Origin of the sequence: Hartmannibacter diazotrophicus, from assembly GCF_900231165.1 — a bacterium.
GTDB classification, from domain to species: domain Bacteria; phylum Pseudomonadota; class Alphaproteobacteria; order Rhizobiales; family Pleomorphomonadaceae; genus Hartmannibacter; species Hartmannibacter diazotrophicus.
In genome coordinates, this window is the sequence record NZ_LT960614.1 from 1,569,978 (window position 1) to 1,587,290 (window position 17,313).

Here is a 17,313-nt window from a genome sequence, read left to right on the forward strand (position 1 = left end):
CTATTCGGCCGCGTGGACCTGCGCGATCCGGCCGGGGCTGCGCGCGCCGCCAAGGCGCGTCTCGCTGAGGGCGTCCTTGGGCAGAATTGGCGGGATGGAATTGCGCAGCCGGAGGCCGTCCTGCGAATGCGTCGGAGAGGCGATGCGCGGCAAATCGATGACGACCGTCGTGCCGACGCCTTCCTCGGACTCGATCCGCATGGTGCCGCCGTGGAGTTCGGCCAGCGATCGGGCGATCGCAAGGCCGAGGCCCGAGCCCGGATGCTTGCGCGTCATCTGGTTCTCGACCTGGACGAAGGGCTGGCCGAGCTGCGCCAGCGCCTTCGCCGGAATGCCGATGCCGGTGTCCTCCACCATCAGCCGCGCGTTGTCGCCCGCCATCTTCGTGCTGACGCGGATGCGTCCGCCAAGCGGGGTGAATTTCAGCGCGTTGGACACGAGGTTGAGGACGATCTGCTTGATGGCGCGACGGTCGGCGACGATGGGCTGGTCAACCGTGAAGTCGGTGACGAGCTGGATGGAGCGGTCCGCCGCCTGGTTGTTCATGATGCGGGTGGATTCGGCGACGACGTCGTCGATGTCGACCGATTCCAGCGTCAGGTTCACACGGCCGGCCTCGATCTTCGACATATCGAGGATGTCGCTGATCACGTTGAGAAGATAGGTGCCGCTCTCGTGGATGTCCTGGCAATACTCATCGTATTTCGGCGAGCCGAGCGAGCCGAAGATGCCCGAGCGCATCATCTCCGAGAAGCCGATGATGGCGTTGAGCGGCGTGCGCAATTCGTGGCTCATCGAGGCAAGGAACTCGGACTTCGAGCGGTTGGCGGCCTCCGCGCGGGTCTTTTCTTCCGAGTATTTGTCGGCCAGATCCACAAGTTGCTGCGTCTGTGCCTGCAGCTTCTGGCGCGACTGGCGAAGGTCCGTGACGGTTGCCATCAGCCGCCGCTCGCTGTCCAGCAGCTTTTCCTCGTGCAGCTTGAGTTCCGTGATGTCGGTACCGACGGACACGAAGCCGCCGTCCTTGGTGCGCCGCTCGTTGATCTGCAGCCAGCGGCCGTCGCGAAGCTGGGCCTCGAAGGAGCGGGCCCCGTCGTCGCTCTGCAGCGTCGTCTTGACCTGGCTCTGCACCACCGGCCGCGAGCCGGATTCCATCACGTCTTCATAAGGCGTGCCGGAAAAGACCAGTTCATCCGGAATGCCGTGCAGGCTCTGGTATTTCGAGTTGCACATGACGAGGCGGTTGTCGGCGTCCCAGAGCACGAAGGCCTCGGAGATCGTCTCGATGGCATCGCGCAGGCGAAGGTCCGCCGTCTCGGTCTGCTCCATGAGGCGCTTCTGCTCGGTCTCGTCGACGGCAATGCCTATGAGGTGCGGGGTGCCGTCGCGGTCGCGCACAATCTCTGCGCGGGCGCGCAGCCAGAGCCAGCGTCCTTCGGCATGCCGCATGCGGAAGGCGAGGTCGACCGACGTCTGCCCGGATTCCAGAAGATCGCGGGCGAGGGCGTAGAGGTCGGTGTCCTCGGGGTGGATGAGGCTCTGGAGGTCACCGAAGCCCATGAGTTCGGAATTGGGCTCCATGCCGAGGATCACATACATCGACGGCGACCAGAACAGCCGTCCGCGAGACAGGTCCCAGTCCCACAGGCCGCAGCGCCCGCGCCTCAGCGCCGTATCGACCCGGTGCTGCGTCTGGGCATAGAGGTGGTCGGCCTCGCGGGCTCGCGTCGTCTGCATGAAATAGGCGTAGACGATGACGATCAGGATGCAGCTTGTACCGATGAAGAGGCTGATGTTGACGGAGACGTCCCGTTTCCAGTTCGCGAAGATGCGTTCGTTCGGCTGGTAGACGGTCACGCTGCCGCGGCTGCCTGCAAGGTCATGCACCGTCGCAAGCACCGGCGTGCCGTCGGCAAGCTCGATCTCGAGCACGCCCGCCTGCTCGCCGAAGGTGGTGAGTGGCTGACCGGTGCCGAGCAGGTCCTCGAGAGACCGGCCGACGAGGCTCTGGTTCTCCGGTCGCGAGACGACGATGGTGCCTGCGGGGTCCGCGACAACGATGACGCGACCGTTCGAGCTGGCGTTGGGCGCGAGGGCCGTGTCGAGGTCCTTGCCGACCTTCTCGTGGTAGCCGTCGCCGGGTGCGGTGGGCAGTGTCTGCGAGAGCGACGCATCGAGCGACTTGGCGACAAGCCCGATCATCGTCGTTGCCGTTGTGGCGACTTCGTTGCGCTGATCGAGCAGCGAGGACGTGCGCGCCACGGCGATGACGAGAAGGAAGATGGCGATGAGGATCGGGATGGAGCGCCTCAGATAGGGCTCGGCCTGCAACAAGCGTCGATAAGCCGGTCGCGCCAGAAGATTGGCGTGCCCCTTGATCGCATCGTTGCGGACAGATGTGCCCAAAAAGCGCGTGCGCCAACCAGTGGCGGCACCGGCATCGTCTGCCTGCGCCATCCCAAGCCCCCCTTGGTGCTGCACTCGTTACTTGAGATTATGAAAACGCGATTCCCTCGAATCACCGTCATCTTGAATCATCGAGGAATCTCTTGTCCATAGGCGTTTTTCAGATTTATCGGCAGCCCACCGGTTTGTTAAGAAACGGTTACGCTCAAGCCAATGAACGCTCGGCGATATCCCGCACGTCACGCGAGAGATTGGGCTTGGCGGCGATGCGCTTAAGGGCCGCTTCGGCCAGCCCCTGGCGCACCGGTTCCCAGTTTCTCCAGGAGCGGAAGCTGACCAGGATGCGGGCGGCGACCTGCGGATTGATGTCGTCGAGCCGCATGACCTTGTCGGCGACGAAGTCGAAGCCGGCGCCGTCGGCGCGCGCGAACTGCGGCAGGTTGGCTGTCGCGAAGGTGCCGATCAGCGAGCGCACCCGGTTCGGGTTGCGGATCGAGAAGGCCGGATGCTCGGTGAGGCGCTTGACCTCGTCCAGCGTCCGCGCGCCGGGGCGCGCCGCCTGAACCGCCAGCCACTTGTCGATGACGAGCGGAACGGACTTGTAGCCCTCGTAGAAGTCGCCGAGAGCCTGTTCGGCCTCCGAGGCACCGTTCTGGACGAGGCTGACCAGCGCGGCCAGCCGGTCGGTCATGTTGGTCGCGGCGCCGAATTTCTCCATGATGCGGGCGTGGACGTCGGCATTGCCAGAGGCGGCGCGCATGTCCTGTGCCGCGTTGGCGAGCGCCCGTCGTCCGGCACTCTCGGCATCCGGCGAGTAGGCGCCTTCGTCGTGATAGAAGCGGGCGAGGTGATCGAGCGTCGGCCCGAGCTTGGAACCGATGGTCCGTCGCGCATGGCGCAGGGCGCCGGCGATGGCATCCGGATCGACGTTGCTGCCGATTTCCCGGGCGATGTCGGCTTCCTGCGGCAGCGCGAGGACGAGGGCCCGGAAGGCCGGATCGAGCGCATCGTCGGTGATGATCTCGGCAAGGGCGGCGAGATAATCGCCGTCGATCGTCGCCGAACTTCCGGCGCGAAGCGCCTCCGTCGACGCGGTGAGGCAATACATCGCCACCGTCGACGCCGACTGCCAGCGGTTGAAGGGGTCGCTGTCGTGCCGCATCAGGAACAGAATGTCCTTGATCGGCATGTTGAGGATCGGCCGCACCGGCGCCGAGAAATTCCTCAGGATCGACGGGATCGGCCGCGAGGCGACGCCGGTGAAGACAATTTCCTGCTCGGCCTTGTCGACCACGATGACGTCGCCATTGACCTCGGCGCCCTTCGCCGTCTCGTAGAGCATGTCCTCGCCGTTCGGGCCGACGAGACCGAAGCGCACCGGCAGCACCATCGGCTTCTTTTCCGACTGCTCGGGCGTCGGGCCGAGGCTCTGGCTGAGCGTCAGGCGGTAGGTGCGGTTGTCGCCGTCATAATCGTCGCGGATGTCGAGCTGCGGCGTGCCGGCCTGGCTGTACCAGAGCATGAATTGCGAGAGGTCACGGCCGGAGGCTTCGGCAAAGCAGGCGACGAACTGCTCGATGGTCGCCGCATCGCCGTCGTGCCGGTCGAAATAGAGATCCATGCCGGCCTTGAAGGCCTCGTCGCCGATGAGGACCTTCAGCGCGCGGATCACCTCGGCGCCCTTCTCATACACCGTCGCGGTGTAGAAGTTGCTGATCTCCATGTATTTTTCAGGGCGAACCGGATGGGCGAGGGGGCCGGCATCCTCCGGGAACTGGTGGCTGCGCAGGAGGCGAACGTCGGAGATGCGCTTCACCGGGCGCGAACGCATGTCGGAGGTGAACTCCTGGTCGCGGAAGACGGTCAGGCCCTCCTTGAGGCAGAGCTGGAACCAGTCGCGGCAGGTGATGCGATTGCCCGTCCAGTTGTGGAAATACTCGTGCGCGATGACGGCCTCGATGCCGCCATAGTCCTGGTCAGTGGCGACATCCGGGTTGGCGAGCACGTATTTGTCGTTGAAGACGTTGAGGCCCTTGTTCTCCATCGCCCCCATGTTGAAGTCGGAAACGGCGACAATGTTGAAGACGTCGAGGTCGTATTCGCGCCCGAAGGCGGTCTCGTCCCAGCGCATGGAGCGCTTCAGGGCATCCATGGCATAGACGGCGCGCTCCTCGTTGCCGTGCTCGACATAGACGCCGAGATCGACATGCCGGCCCGACATGGTCGTGAAGCTGTCCTTGACCACGCCGAGGTCGCCGGCAACCAGGGCGAAGAGGTAGGAGGGCTTCGGATGCGGATCGCTCCAGACCGCGAAATGCCGGTCGGTATCCGGGACGAGGCCGCTCGTCGTCGGGTTGCCGTTGGCCAGCAGCACGGGCGCCGCCGCGACGGGGGCTTCGATCCGCACGTCATAGACGGACAGAACGTCCGGCCGGTCCAGGAAATAGGTGATGCGGCGGAAGCCTTCCGCCTCGCACTGGGTGCACCAGACGCCGCTGGACCTGTAGAGCCCCATCAGCTTGGTGTTGGAGGCCGGGTCGAGCTTCGTGACGATCGTCAGCGTGAAGGGAGCGGCGGGCGGGGTCTTGACCGTCAACCCCTGCGGCGTCGCCGAATAGGCCTCATCGCCGAGCGAGACGCTGTCGAGCGCGATCGAGACGAGATCGAGTTCGTCGCCATCGAGAACGAGCGGCGTGCCGGCCACCGTCGTCTCGCGCTTTCGCACCGACAGGGTTGCCGTCACCAGCGTCTCTGTCTCATGCAGCTGAAAATCGAGATGCACCCGGCCGATCGCATAGTCGCTGGGCCGGTAGTCCTTGAGGAGGATCGCGGCGGTCTCGTCGGTGCGCATGAAGCCATCTTTCGTCGGTTGGTGATCTCATTCCCCGGGGCCGAACCGGAAAACGGTCCGCCGAAAAGGGAAGCATCACACTCAAATCAGTCGTTTCTCTGGTCTAGCGGCGATGCCGGATGCTGGCAACAGCGCCCCGCGCAAGCCGGTTACCGTCAGGAGAATCCGCCCGTCCGGAATCAATTTCTGCACAAAGCCCGGTAACCCTTTGCAGGGACTCACCGAAGCGGCCTGAATCGGAATCTGAACTTGAGCCCTTCGGAAATGAGTTGAACGGGTTTGTTGAATCAGAATGTCAGAAGTGTGCCGGCCGGCTTTGCGCTGTCCTTCCGGACCCGGACAGGCGGCGGCTCCATGGCTCTCGGCGGTCGGATGCCGCGGCGGGCCGCGCATCCCGAGGATTGTCAACGCTGGCGGCTTCGATTATGGTCCGGCGCATGAACACGACGTCGGCTCGGAATGTGTGGTGGTGGCGGTCCGCTTGAGCGGCCGAACACGCACGTCTTGAGTGCGAGGTTTGACGAAGGCCGCTCCCGACCACGGAGCCGGCCTTTTTTGTTGTCTGAAGGGCGTCTCCGGGGTCGGAGCAGGGCAGAACACAAGAAGCCGGCCAAGGCCCGGCCCGGTGGAGTAACGTGACGATGATGACGCGCGAGGAAAGCTTTACGACCGCCGGCGGGATCTCCGCCGTGCGGCGTCCGCACGAGGTGCCCTACAAGGACGCCGCGCTGGAGTATGTCGACATGCTCGACACCCGGCGCGGCGTGGTGCTCTCCTCCAACTACGAATATCCGGGGCGCTACACCCGCTCCGACATGGCCTTCGTCAACCCGCCGGTCGCGCTGACCGCGCGGGGGCGCCATGTCGTCATCGAGGTGCTGAATGCGCGCGGTCACGTTCTCCTGCCGGCGATAGCGGCCGCGCTCGAAGGCGCCGAGGAGCTTGCATCCTTCTCGGCCGGCAAGGACCGTATCGAACTGACGGTGAAGCTGCCCGGGGGGCGGTTCCCGGAAGAGGAGCGCTCCCGCCAGCCGTCCGTCTTCTCGGTGATCCGCCGCATCATCGCGGCCTTCAAATGCGACGAGGATTCCGTCCTCGGCCTCTACGGCGCATTCGGCTACGATCTCGCCTTCCAGTTCGAGCCGATTGAGTTCCGCCTGCCGCGTCCGGACGACCAGCGCGATCTGGTGCTTTACCTGCCCGACGAGATCCTGATCGTCGACCACTACCGCGCCGCGGCGACCGTCTATGCCTACGACTTCACGGTGAATGGCACGTCGACCGAGGGCCTTCCGCGCGACGGCAAGGAGTCGCCCTTTTCGCAGGCGACCCGGATCCCGGGGCGGGGCGACCATGAGCCCGGCGAATATGCCGCCTCGGTTGCCAAGGCGGTCGAGTACTTCAAGCGCGGCGATCTCTTCGAGGTCGTGCCCGGCCAGACCTTCTACGAGCGCCCGTCGGCGCCGCCGTCGGCCATTTCCCGCAAGCTGCAGCAGATCAATCCCTCGCCCTACGGCTTCATGTTCAACCTCGGCGAAAACGAGTTTCTCGTCGGTGCCTCGCCGGAAATGTTCGTGCGCGTCACCAATGGCCGCCGGGTCGAGACCTGCCCGATTTCCGGCACCATCAAGCGCGGCCGCAACGCCATCGAGGACGAGCAGCAGATCCTGACGCTGCTCAATTCCAACAAGGACCGGGCGGAGCTGACCATGTGCTCCGACGTCGACCGCAACGACAAGAGCCGCATCTGCGAGCCGGGGTCGGTGAAGGTCCTCGGCCGCCGCCAGATCGAGATGTATTCGCGGTTGATCCACACCGTCGACCATATCGAGGGCCGGCTGCGCGAAGGGCTCGACGGCCTCGACGCTTTCCTCTCCCACGCCTGGGCGGTGACGGTGACCGGCGCGCCGAAGCGCTGGGCGATGGAATTCATCGAGCAGCACGAAAAGTCCGCCCGCGCCTGGTACGGCGGCGCCGTCGGCGCTCTGCTCTTCAACGGCGATCTCAACACCGGTCTGACGCTACGTACCGTCCGCCTCAAGGACGGAATCGCCGAGGTGCGCGCCGGCGCGACGCTGCTCTACGATTCCGATCCTATGGCCGAGGAACAGGAGACCGAGCTCAAGGCCTCCGCCATGATCACGGCGATCCGCGAGGCGGGAACCGTCAAGGATGCGCCGCTGACCAACGGGCCGGCGACGATCGGGGAGGGGCTCAAGATCCTCCTCGTCGACCACGAGGACAGCTTCGTCCATACTCTGGCGAACTACTTTCGCCAGACCGGCGCCCATGTCGTGACGGAGCGCGCCGCCAAGGGCGTTGGCTTCGACGTTGCCGAGCTCGACCGCCTGAAGCCCGATCTTCTGGTCATGTCGCCCGGCCCCGGCAATCCGAAGGACTTCCTGTGTACCCGCACGATCGCGGCGGCGCGCGAGCGGGGCATTCCGATCTTCGGCGTCTGCCTCGGCCTGCAGGCGATCGCCGAATCCTTCGGTGCGACCCTTGGCCAGCTCGACATCCCGGTCCATGGCAAGCCGTCGCCGGTCGCGGTCGAAACGACCGGCCTTTTCGCTGGTTTGCCGGAGGAGATCATCATCGGCCGCTATCATTCGCTGCATGCCAGGCCGGAAACGCTTCCCGAGGAAATCCGCGTCACCGGCCGCACCGAGGACGGTATCGTGATGGCGATCGAACATGCGAGCGAGCCCATCGCGGCGGTTCAGTTTCACCCGGAATCGATCATGTCGCTCGGCGACGATGCGGGTCATGTGATCGTGGAAAATGCCGTGCGTCATCTGGTGCTGGCTCGCCGTAACCGGGCGGACGAAGGCGCAAAGCGGGTGTCGTAGCCGATCCCTGGAGACTTGGTTTTTGGCTGGAACGGGCCGCGATCATCACGATCGCGGCCCGATCTTGTGATTGGGCTTTGATACATGGCGATGGAATAAACAGGCGCGTGCGGTGTTCTGGGACCTGACTACGGAACCCTGCCTGCAAGGGCGAACACGCAAAAGGAACGATCACCATGCGCATCCAATATTTCGCTGCAAGCCTTCTGGTGGCCGCGGCCGTCCTGCCAGCCAATGCCGAAACGCTTGACGTCGCCCCGGGCCGCTATGCCATCGACTCCTCCTCGCAGATCCATTTTTCCGTCGGGCAAATCGGCGGCGGAGGCATCGAGGGCACTTTCCAGCGCTTTCACGGCGTTTTCGATCTGCATCCGAAGGATATCGGTAAGTCGACGGTCGATTTCGTCCTCAATCCGGGAAGTGTCACGGCGGGAACGCCGGTCATCGAGAATTTCCTCAAGTCCGGTGTCGTCTTCGACGTGGCGGACTACCCCGACATCACCTTTCGGTCGACCCGCGTGACACAGACCGGCGATACGACGGCCAAAATCGAAGGCACTCTGACGGCGAAGGGGCACACCTACCCCCAGACCTTCGATGCGACGCTTGTCAGCGCCAAGGGCTCGACGCTGGCTTTCCACGTCGTGGGCCAAATCCGGCGCGGCTATTACGACATGGAAATCGGCGCCCCGATCTATTCGACGGTCGTCGATCTCGACATGGTGATGAACGGTCGCCGGCAATAGCCGAAAATAATATCCGGGCCCGGGAATAGAATTGTCCGGGCGGTGTTTTCCTTCATGACGGCCGGCAGTCGAGCCGTCCAGGAAAACAAGGAACGTCACGATGCTTACCCGAATGCTGGCCGTGCTCGCCGCCGCGACCGTCCTGTCCACCATGCCGGCGTCCGCCGAAGACTATGCCGCTGGGGCCGTCAAGACCATGATGACGGACAAGGGCGACGTCCTCGTCGGCGAAGGCGGCATGACGCTTTACGTCTTCGACAAGGACGCCAAGGGCCAGTCCAACTGCTATGGCGAATGCGCCGTTCTGTGGCCGCCGTTCATTGCCGTCAAGGGTGCGAGCGCTGACGGCGAATTCACGCTCGTTTCCCGCAAGGACGGCATGAAGCAGTGGGCCTATGACGGCAAGCCTCTGTATTTTTGGCAGAAGGACAAGAAGCCCGGCGATACGACTGGCGATGGCGTCAAGGGCGTGTGGCACGTCGTGAAGGACAACTGACGATCATGTCGGACTATCTGGACGAGGTCATGGCCAGCGTACCCGCCCTGAGGCGCTATGCGCGCGCGCTGACGCATGACGCCGAGCGCGCCGATGATCTCGTCCAGGACTGTCTGGAGCGGGCCGTGCGCCGCCAGAGCTTCTGGCGGCCGACCGGCCCGCTCAAGGCCTGGCTCTTCAAGGTTCTGGTGAACATCTATCGCAACGACTTGCGCCGCGAGCGGCGCCGTCCGGCGGCCGAGCCGATCGAGACGATGACGGTCGAGCCGCATGTGCCCGAAAGCCAGACCGGTCAACTCGCTCTCGCCGACATGGCAAGAGCGATGCAACAGCTCGCGCCGGAGCAACGCGAGGCGCTGCTGCTTGTCGTTCTGGAGGGGCTGAGCTATGCCGAGGCGGCGGAGGTGCTCGATATTCCGATCGGCACGCTCATGTCGCGGATCGGCCGCGCGCGGGCGGCGCTTCGCGCCTCTTCGGAGGGAACGGTGCGCAGGTTGAGGTCGGTGAAATGAGCGGCGAGAAGAATTCCGTCAACGAGACCGACCTGATGGCCTATGTCGACGGCCAGCTCGATGACGAGCGGCGGCGCATCGTCGAGGAGCATCTGACCCATAATGCCGAAGACGCCGCGGCCGTGGCTCGCTGGCGCCGGCAGAACGAGGCGATTGCCGCGCTTTATGCGCCGGCAGCAGGCGAAGTCGTTCCCGAACGCCTTGATGTCCGAAGAATGTCCGCCGAGCGTCACTGGTCGGCGCCGCGGTTGGCAGGATTTGCTGCGGCTGCCGCCGTCGTCTTTGCTCTTGGAAGCCTCTCCGGCTGGTTCGTCCGAGGCGACCTTGGGCCGGTTTCCGGCGGTCAGGCCGGGCTCGTCGCGGAAGCGGTTGCCGCGCACAGCCTCTATTCGGGCGAGGTGCTGCATCCGGTCGAGGTCAAGGCGACGCAGGAGCAGCATCTGTCGACCTGGCTCTCCAAGCGTCTCGACCGGCCGTTGAACATCCCAGATCTCAGGACGCAGGGTTTCAGCCTCGTCGGGGGACGCCTGTTGCCGGCCGGCAGCAAGCCCGCCGCCCAGTTCATGTACGAGGACGAAAAGGGCCGGCGCATCACACTCTATATCGTGCCGGCCAGCAACGAGCGCGAGACGGCCTTCCACTATGAGAAGTTCGATGAGTTGGAAGCCTTCTTCTGGAAGGACATCCACATCGACTGCGCGATGGTGGGCAACCTGCCGCGTGAGGAATTGCACCAGATATCGCTCGACGCCTATGCGCAATTGAGCTGAGCGGGGAAGCCAGCGGCGACCCGCTCGCAGCCAGGAGAAAATCCATGATCCGCAACGGTCAGGCCACCTATGGCTGGGGCAGCATTCTGCTTCATTGGTCGATCGCGCTACTGTTTCTGCTCCAGCTGGCGCTTGGCGTCGTCATGACCCGTGTCGGCAACGATCCGGGCCTCCAGTTCAACCTCTACCAGTGGCACAAGTCCTTCGGATTCCTCATCCTGCTGCTGGCCGCCGTCCGCCTGCTGTGGGTTCTCGCCAACCCGGCGCCCCGGCCGCTCGGCACCGAGGACTGGCGCGAAATCCTGCTCGCCCGGTTGGTCAAGATCGCGTTGCTGCTCCTGACGCTGGCCATCCCGCTGCTTGGCTGGGCCGTCGTATCGGCATCGCCGCTGCGGATCCCGTCCTATCCCTTCGATCTCGTCGTGATCCCGAATTTGCCGGTCACCCCATCCGACGCGCTGGAGCATTTTCTGGCCCGGTGGCACGCCCTGCTCGCCTATGGCACGACGGCGATCGTCGTGCTCCATGTTGCGGCGGCCCTGCGGCACCACTTCCTGCTGAGAGACGGTACGCTGGTTCGCATGCTCGTCAGCCGGATGGGACGGTAGGCGTTTCGTTTCCGGTCCGCTTTCGGCTCAGCCGTCGCAGGCCTTTTCCGCCAGCCGCTCGATGAAGGCCGCGCATTTTTCCAGCTCGGAGATCGCAATGAACTCGTCGGGCTTGTGCGCCTCGCCAATTGAGCCGGGCCCGACGACAACGGTGGGAATGCCCGCTTCATCGAAAAGCCCCGCCTCGGTGCCGTAGGCGACCTTGGCGTGATCGTTACGCCCGGCGAGCCGCTTGGCCAGCCGCGTCACCTCCGCATCCGGCTCGGTATCGAGGCCGGGAAAGGCCGAGGTGATCTCGAAGTCGATGCCAGCTTCTGGATGGCGCATGCGCATCTCGGGAACCAGCACCTCGCGGGCGTAGACCTCGATTTCCTGCAGCAGCGCGTCGGCATCCTGGCGCGGCAGGGCGCGGATCTCGAAGGTGAACTGGCACTCGTCGGGCACAATATTCAGCACCGTGCCGCCGCTGATCGTGCCGACATGGGTCGTCGTCACCGGCACGTCGAAGAGCGCGTCGGATGGCCCGCGCGCCAACTGGGCGCCAACCTCGCCGATCTTGCCGATCAGCCTTGCCGCATATTCGACCGCGTTGACGCCATGCGGTGCGAGCGAGGAGTGGCAGGAAAGACCGGTGACCGTGACCCGCAGCGAGCGTTTGGCCTTGTGGGCCGTCACCACCTGCATTTCGGTCGGTTCGCCGACGAAACAGGCGAGCGGCAGGAGAGGGCGGGACTTCAGCGCGTCGATCAGACCGCGCACGCCGATGCAGCCGACCTCCTCGTCATAGGAAAAGGCGAGGTGGATCGGCGTCTTGAGCGGCTTGCTCTTCAGCATCGGAACGGCGGCGAGGCAGACGGCGAGAAAGCCCTTCATGTCGCAGGCGCCGCGCCCATAGAGCTTGCCGCTTTCTTCCCTCAGCACAAACGGATCGCTGGACCACGGCTGGCCGTCGACCGGCACGACATCCGTATGGCCGGAGAGGATGTAGCCGGGAGCATCCGCCGGGCCGATTGTCGCGAAGAGGTTGGCCTTTTCTCCGGTCTCGTCATAGACGCGCTCGGAGTCAATCCCGTGCCGGCTAAGGTAGTCCTCGACCCAGGCGATGAGGTCGAGGTTGGAGTTTCGGCTTGTCGTGTCGAAGCCAACGAGCGTTTCCAGGATGGCCTTGGTGACGGCCGTGTCGATAGTCATTCCAAATCCGGATGCGTGAGGGGGAGGGCCTGACGGCGATTGGCGCATTGGGAGTCGACCCTTTGATAGCCGACTTTGCGGTGCGTCGTGAAGAACATCTCGGCTCAGCCATGGTCCATGCGGCACGCTGCTGCGTCTCTGTTCCCTCCAAAAAGACGAAAATGCCGAAATTATCGGCAGGCCGCCATTATGGGCGAATTTTTCGCTGGAATCATTCCAAGCCACTTGACGTCGCAAAATTTTGACCGGATGATCAATGAAATTCGGCGCCAAGCAAAAATGCACTGCCGAGGGGAATTCTTGTTGATGCGCGGGGCCAGGCCGCCGCGCCGGTCTTGCGGGAATGAGTGGGTGTTGCGTTCGGAGGCCTCGACGATTGTCGAGGTGGCTCGATGCCGCCGCGCGCCGTCTCGTCACCGCAAATCGCATGAGGAGGGACAATCATGTCGACCAGACCTGACGTTGTGGCCGTGCGGTCCGAGCCCGATATCGCGGCCGGTCGGTTGCCGGCCGTCGAGATCGCCGCCAATTTCGCCGACATCCATCCGCCTCTCAGTACTCATGAGGCGCTGGTCGCGGCGGACCGCTGCTATTTCTGTCACGACGCGCCCTGCCTGACGGCCTGTCCGACGTCGATCGACATTCCACTCTTCATCCGCAAGATCATGACCGGCAATGTGGACGGCGCGGCGAAGACGATCTTCTCCTCCAACATTCTCGGCGGCATGTGCGCCCGCGTTTGCCCGACGGAAACGTTGTGCGAGGAAGCCTGCGTCCGCAACACGGCGGAAGAAAAGCCGGTGCAGATTGGTCTCCTGCAGCGCTATGCGACCGATCACTACATGGCCGGCCACGCGACCTATGGCACCCGCAAGCCGGCGACCGGCAAAAAGGTCGCTGTCGTCGGGGCCGGCCCGGCGGGCCTTGCCTGCGCCCATGCCCTGGCGCTCGAGGGCCATGACGTCACGATCTTCGAGGCGCGGCCGAAGGCCGGCGGCCTCAACGAGCATGGCATCGCCGCCTACAAGACGACCGGCGATTTTGCGCAGGACGAGGTTGACTTCGTGCTCGCCATCGGCGGCATCACGATCGAGGCGGGCAAGGCGCTTGGCCGCGACATCATGCTCGCCGACCTCACCGCCAATTACGATGCCGTGTTCCTCGGCATGGGGCTTCAGGGCGTCAATGCGCTCGGCCTTGCCGGCGAGGCCGGGGAAGGCGTTGTCGACGCGGTCGAGTGGATCGAGGCGATGCGGCAGGCCGAAGACAAGGCAACCGTGCCCGTCGGACGCGCGGTCGTCGTCATCGGCGGCGGCATGACGGCGGTCGACGCCGCCGTGCAGGCCAAATTGCTCGGCGCCGAGGACGTCACCATCGTCTACCGCCGCGGCGAGGAGGCGATGAACGCCAGCCCATACGAGCGCGAGGTCGCCCGCAATGCCGGCGTCCTGATCCGCACTCACCTGGCGCCGTCGGCGCTCCTCGTCGAGGACGGGCAGGTGAGCGGCATCGAGCTTGAGCGCACCAGCATCGGAGCGGATGGAAAACTCGCTGGAACCGGCGAGAAACTGGTGCTTCCCGCCGATCAGGTGATGAAGGCGATTGGCCAGACCCTTGGCGACGCCACGCCTCTCGGCGGGGCGATTGCGCTGGAGAAGGGCAAGATCAAGGTCGACGCGGAATTCCGCACTTCCGGCGCCAAGGTCTGGGCCGGCGGCGACTGCACCGGCCTAGGTGAGGACCTCACCGTCGTCGCGGTCGCGCAGGGCAAGGCCGCCGCGAAATCCATCAACGCCGCGCTGGCCGGCTGACCGACGTTCGAAAGAGGAGACCCGTCATGGCAGACCTTTCGACCACCTTCTGCGGGATCAAGTCGCCCAATCCCTTCTGGCTGGCCTCGGCGCCGCCGACCGACAAGCAGTATAACGTCGAGCGCGCCTATGCGGCCGGCTGGGGCGGCGTCGTTTGGAAGACGCTGGGCGAGGACCCACCCGTCGTCAACGTCTCCGGCCCGCGCTATGGCGTCATGCATGCCGGCGACCGCCGCCTCGTTGCTCTCAACAATATCGAGCTCGTCACCGACAGGCCCTTCGAGCTGAACCTTCGCGAGATCAAGGAGGTCAAGAAGAAGTGGCCGGATCGCGCGCTGGTCGTCTCGCTGATGGTGCCTTGCGAGGAGCGCAACTGGACCGACATCGTCCAGCGCGTCGCCGAGACCGAGGCCGACGGCATCGAGCTCAACTTCGGCTGCCCGCACGGCATGAGCGAGCGCGGCATGGGCTCGGCCGTCGGCCAGGTGCCGGAATATATCGAGATGGTGACGCGCTGGGCGAAAGCGGCAAGCCGCATGCCCGTCATCGTCAAGCTGACGCCGAACATCACCGACATTCGCTTTCCCGCACGCGCGGCCAACGCGGGTGGGGCGGACGCCGTGTCACTGATCAACACGGTCTCGGCGATCATGTCCATCGACCTCGACCTCTTCGCGCCGACGCCGACCATCGACGGCAAGGGCAGCCATGGCGGCATGTGCGGCCCGGCGGTCAAGCCCATGGCGCTCAACATGGTCTCGGCCATCGCCCGCGATCCTGAGACCCGCGACCTGCCGATCTCCGGCATCGGCGGCGTCACCACCTGGCGCGACGCGGCCGAATTCATCGCGCTCGGCGCCGGCAACGTGCAGGTCTGCACGGCGGCCATGACCTACGGCTTCAAGATCGTTCAGGAGATGATCGACGGCCTCTCCGACTGGATGGACGAGAAGGGCTACAGGTCAATCGAGGACTTCCGGGGCAGGGCGGTGCCCAATGTCACCGAGTGGCAGTATCTCAACCTCAACTACGTGACCAAGGCGAAGATCGACCAGGATCTCTGCATCAAGTGCGGACGTTGCCACATTGCCTGCGAGGACACGTCCCATCAGGCGATCACGTCGATGGTCGATGGCGCCCGGCATTTTGAGGTGATCGACGAGGAATGCGTCGGCTGCAATCTCTGCGTCAATGTCTGCCCGGTCGAGAACTGCATCACCATGGAACCGATGACGTCGGGCATCGATCCGCGCACCAAGAAGCCCATCGAGCCCTACGCCAACTGGACGACCCATCCGAACAATCCGATGGCGAAGGTGGCGGCGGAGTAAGCGCGTTCCCCGGTCGTCCAAGGACCGCCCTCGCAAGGGATGATCTCCGGCGACGAGACGGCATTCGGACAAGCCGTTCGCGATAGCTGCAGTTCTCTCGGACGCTCGTCCCTGCCGCTGGTCTCTACGGTGTGACCGTGAGAGGGGTCACCATGCCGGCGGCGTAGTGGCCGGCCACGTTGCAGATCAGGAGATAGGAACCGGGTGCCAGATTGACGTCGAGGTCGCCGACGGCGTTGGGCGACAGGTCGCTCACCTCGCCGAGGGTCTTGATCTGGTCTTCCGGCACGCGCCCGGTGTCGTAATCGTAGGGAAGCGGTGCATCGGGGTTGTCGACGGCGACGACGATCATCTCGTGCACGATGGCCTGCGACCAGTTGGTGACGGTGAAATGCACGTCACCCGCCTTGACCGTGGCATGATCGGTGCGGATCGTCATCCGGCCCATCCCCATCGTGCCCCAGCCGGAGCCACCCTGGCCTGGACCTCCGCCCATCATGCCCCAGCCGTGACCGAAACCGTAGCCACCGCGCCGCTGGCCCATCATGCCCCAGCCTTGCCCGTCCTGGTTCGGGCCTGCTCCCGGCGCACCGCCGCCGCCCATCACGCCCCAGCCTCCGCCTCGTCCCATCATCGCGGACATGTCGAGCAGGGCGACGCGCACTTCGGTCCCGGTCCCGGCCGCTGAAGCCGGCACTGCGGCGAGCGCCATGAGGCCGACGCCGAGCGCAACGAACAATGCAGTCAAGTTTTTCATGACAGTTCTCCAGCTGTTTGCCGGAGCGACTGTCGTCGTTATCTGCCGCGCCCGCATTGACGCGGGTCAATCGGGCCGGCCATGCCCTGAGACATCGGACGATCCGCCGGCATCGGCCCGGAGCGACGATGCGACCTGGAAATGGACAATCCGCCTAGTTTGCCGCGATCTTTCCGGCGTAATAGGCGATGGTCTGCTGGTAGACCGTCGACAGGTTCCAGTCGTTGAAGACCTTGAAGTTCGGCTCGCCTTCCTGGTAGCCCGCGCCGGGGATCCAGCCGTGGCCGCGCAGGTAGTTGGCGGTCGAATAGAGGACGTCCGGCACCGAGCGGATCAGGTCGCGCCGTCCGTCGCCGTCGCCGTCGACCGCGTAGGCGAGGTATTTCGACGGCAGGAACTGCGTCTGGCCGAGTTCGCCGAAGCCGGCGCCCTTCATTTCCGAAAGCGTCAGGTCGCCGCGCTGCAGGATCTTGAGCGCGGAGATGAGTTCATTGGTGAAGAAGGCCGAGCGCCGGCAGTCATAGGCAAGGGTTGCAAGCGGCGCGAAGACGCCCTTGTTGCCGGAGAAGTTGCCGAAGCCCGTCTCCAGGCCCCAAAGTGCAACGACCACCTCGCCCGGAACTCCGTAGGCGGCTTCCACCTGCGAGAGGAGCTGGGCGTTGCGCTTGTAGGCCTTCTTGCCGAGCGCGATCGCTCCGGCGTTGGCGCGCGTGGAGGCGAATTTCTCGAAGCTCTGCGAGAAGGTCTTCTTCTGCCCCCGGTCGAGGCTGATCGCCTTGCGGTCGTAGGACACGCCGCTGAGCGCCTGATTGAGCGTCGATTGCGAGATGCCGTTGGCCATCGCCAGTTGCTGGAAATCCGTCAGCCAGGCATTGAAACCGTCCGCCGTGTTGCCGCAGGTGGCCGCGGCGGAGGAAAGGGAACCGGCTGCGAGAAAGGCGCAGGCAGCGACAAACTTGACGCAAGATTTGAACAGCATCGATCC

13 protein-coding genes are annotated in these 17,313 nt (G+C 64.7%); 8 read left to right on the plus strand and 5 right to left on the minus strand.

Annotation, left to right across the window (positions count from 1 at the left end; all coding sequences use genetic code 11):
- Both HDIA_RS07270 and pepN read right to left on the minus strand, forming a co-directional pair.
- A complete protein-coding gene (locus tag HDIA_RS07270) occupies positions 1-2,457 on the minus strand; it encodes a PAS domain-containing sensor histidine kinase (RefSeq protein ID WP_099555564.1) in 2,457 nt (818 codons plus the stop codon).
- 154 nt (positions 2,458-2,611) lie between these two features.
- Positions 2,612-5,257: an aminopeptidase N gene (gene pepN / locus HDIA_RS07275; protein ID WP_099555565.1), complete on the minus strand. Its 2,646-nt coding sequence runs from the start codon at positions 5,255-5,257 to the stop codon at positions 2,612-2,614.
- A 641-nt stretch (positions 5,258-5,898) separates the two neighbouring features.
- Here pepN and HDIA_RS07280 point away from each other — a divergent pair.
- The 6 genes from HDIA_RS07280 (at position 5,899) to HDIA_RS07305 (ending at position 11,238) form a co-directional block, all read left to right on the plus strand.
- Positions 5,899-8,106 (plus strand): anthranilate synthase component I, encoded by a 2,208-nt coding sequence (locus tag HDIA_RS07280; RefSeq protein WP_099555566.1) that lies wholly within the window; start codon positions 5,899-5,901, stop codon positions 8,104-8,106.
- Between the two features lie 176 nt (positions 8,107-8,282).
- Positions 8,283-8,852, plus strand: coding sequence for a YceI family protein (locus HDIA_RS07285; protein ID WP_099555567.1), 570 nt, complete (start codon positions 8,283-8,285; stop codon positions 8,850-8,852).
- A 100-nt stretch (positions 8,853-8,952) separates the two neighbouring features.
- Complete coding sequence (locus tag HDIA_RS07290) at positions 8,953-9,348, plus strand: COG4315 family predicted lipoprotein (RefSeq protein WP_099555568.1); 396 nt, start codon at positions 8,953-8,955, stop codon at positions 9,346-9,348.
- Between the two features lie 5 nt (positions 9,349-9,353).
- Entirely contained in the window at positions 9,354-9,860 is a 507-nt protein-coding gene (locus tag HDIA_RS07295; RefSeq protein WP_099555569.1) for a sigma-70 family RNA polymerase sigma factor, read from the plus strand.
- The gene (locus HDIA_RS07300; RefSeq protein ID WP_099555570.1) at positions 9,857-10,630 is read left to right on the plus strand and encodes an anti-sigma factor family protein; all 774 of its coding nucleotides are present in this window, start codon (positions 9,857-9,859) and stop codon (positions 10,628-10,630) included. Before HDIA_RS07295 ends, HDIA_RS07300 begins: the two co-directional genes overlap by 4 nt.
- Before the next feature lie 44 nt (positions 10,631-10,674).
- The gene (locus HDIA_RS07305) at positions 10,675-11,238 is read left to right on the plus strand and encodes a cytochrome b (protein ID WP_099555571.1); all 564 of its coding nucleotides are present in this window, start codon (positions 10,675-10,677) and stop codon (positions 11,236-11,238) included.
- Between the two features lie 27 nt (positions 11,239-11,265).
- Here the strand turns inward: HDIA_RS07305 and argE are convergent, their stop codons facing one another.
- Entirely contained in the window at positions 11,266-12,429 is a 1,164-nt protein-coding gene (gene argE / locus HDIA_RS07310) for an acetylornithine deacetylase (RefSeq protein ID WP_099555572.1), read from the minus strand.
- A 443-nt stretch (positions 12,430-12,872) separates the two neighbouring features.
- On the opposite strand from argE, the gene HDIA_RS07315 reads away from it, so the two are divergent.
- Positions 12,873-14,240: an NAD(P)-dependent oxidoreductase gene (locus HDIA_RS07315; protein WP_099555573.1), complete on the plus strand. Its 1,368-nt coding sequence runs from the start codon at positions 12,873-12,875 to the stop codon at positions 14,238-14,240.
- A gap of 26 nt (positions 14,241-14,266) precedes the next feature.
- Positions 14,267-15,571 carry an NAD-dependent dihydropyrimidine dehydrogenase subunit PreA gene (gene preA, locus HDIA_RS07320; protein ID WP_099555574.1) on the plus strand — a complete coding sequence of 435 codons (1,305 nt, stop codon included), beginning with the start codon at positions 14,267-14,269 and terminating at the stop codon, positions 15,569-15,571.
- A gap of 124 nt (positions 15,572-15,695) precedes the next feature.
- Here the strand turns inward: preA and HDIA_RS07325 are convergent, their stop codons facing one another.
- The gene (locus HDIA_RS07325) at positions 15,696-16,328 is read right to left on the minus strand and encodes a hypothetical protein (protein ID WP_157775412.1); all 633 of its coding nucleotides are present in this window, start codon (positions 16,326-16,328) and stop codon (positions 15,696-15,698) included.
- Positions 16,329-16,482: 154 nt separating this feature from the next.
- The gene (locus HDIA_RS07330) at positions 16,483-17,307 is read right to left on the minus strand and encodes a lytic murein transglycosylase (RefSeq protein ID WP_099555576.1); all 825 of its coding nucleotides are present in this window, start codon (positions 17,305-17,307) and stop codon (positions 16,483-16,485) included.
- Positions 17,308-17,313: the final 6 nt, after the last annotated feature.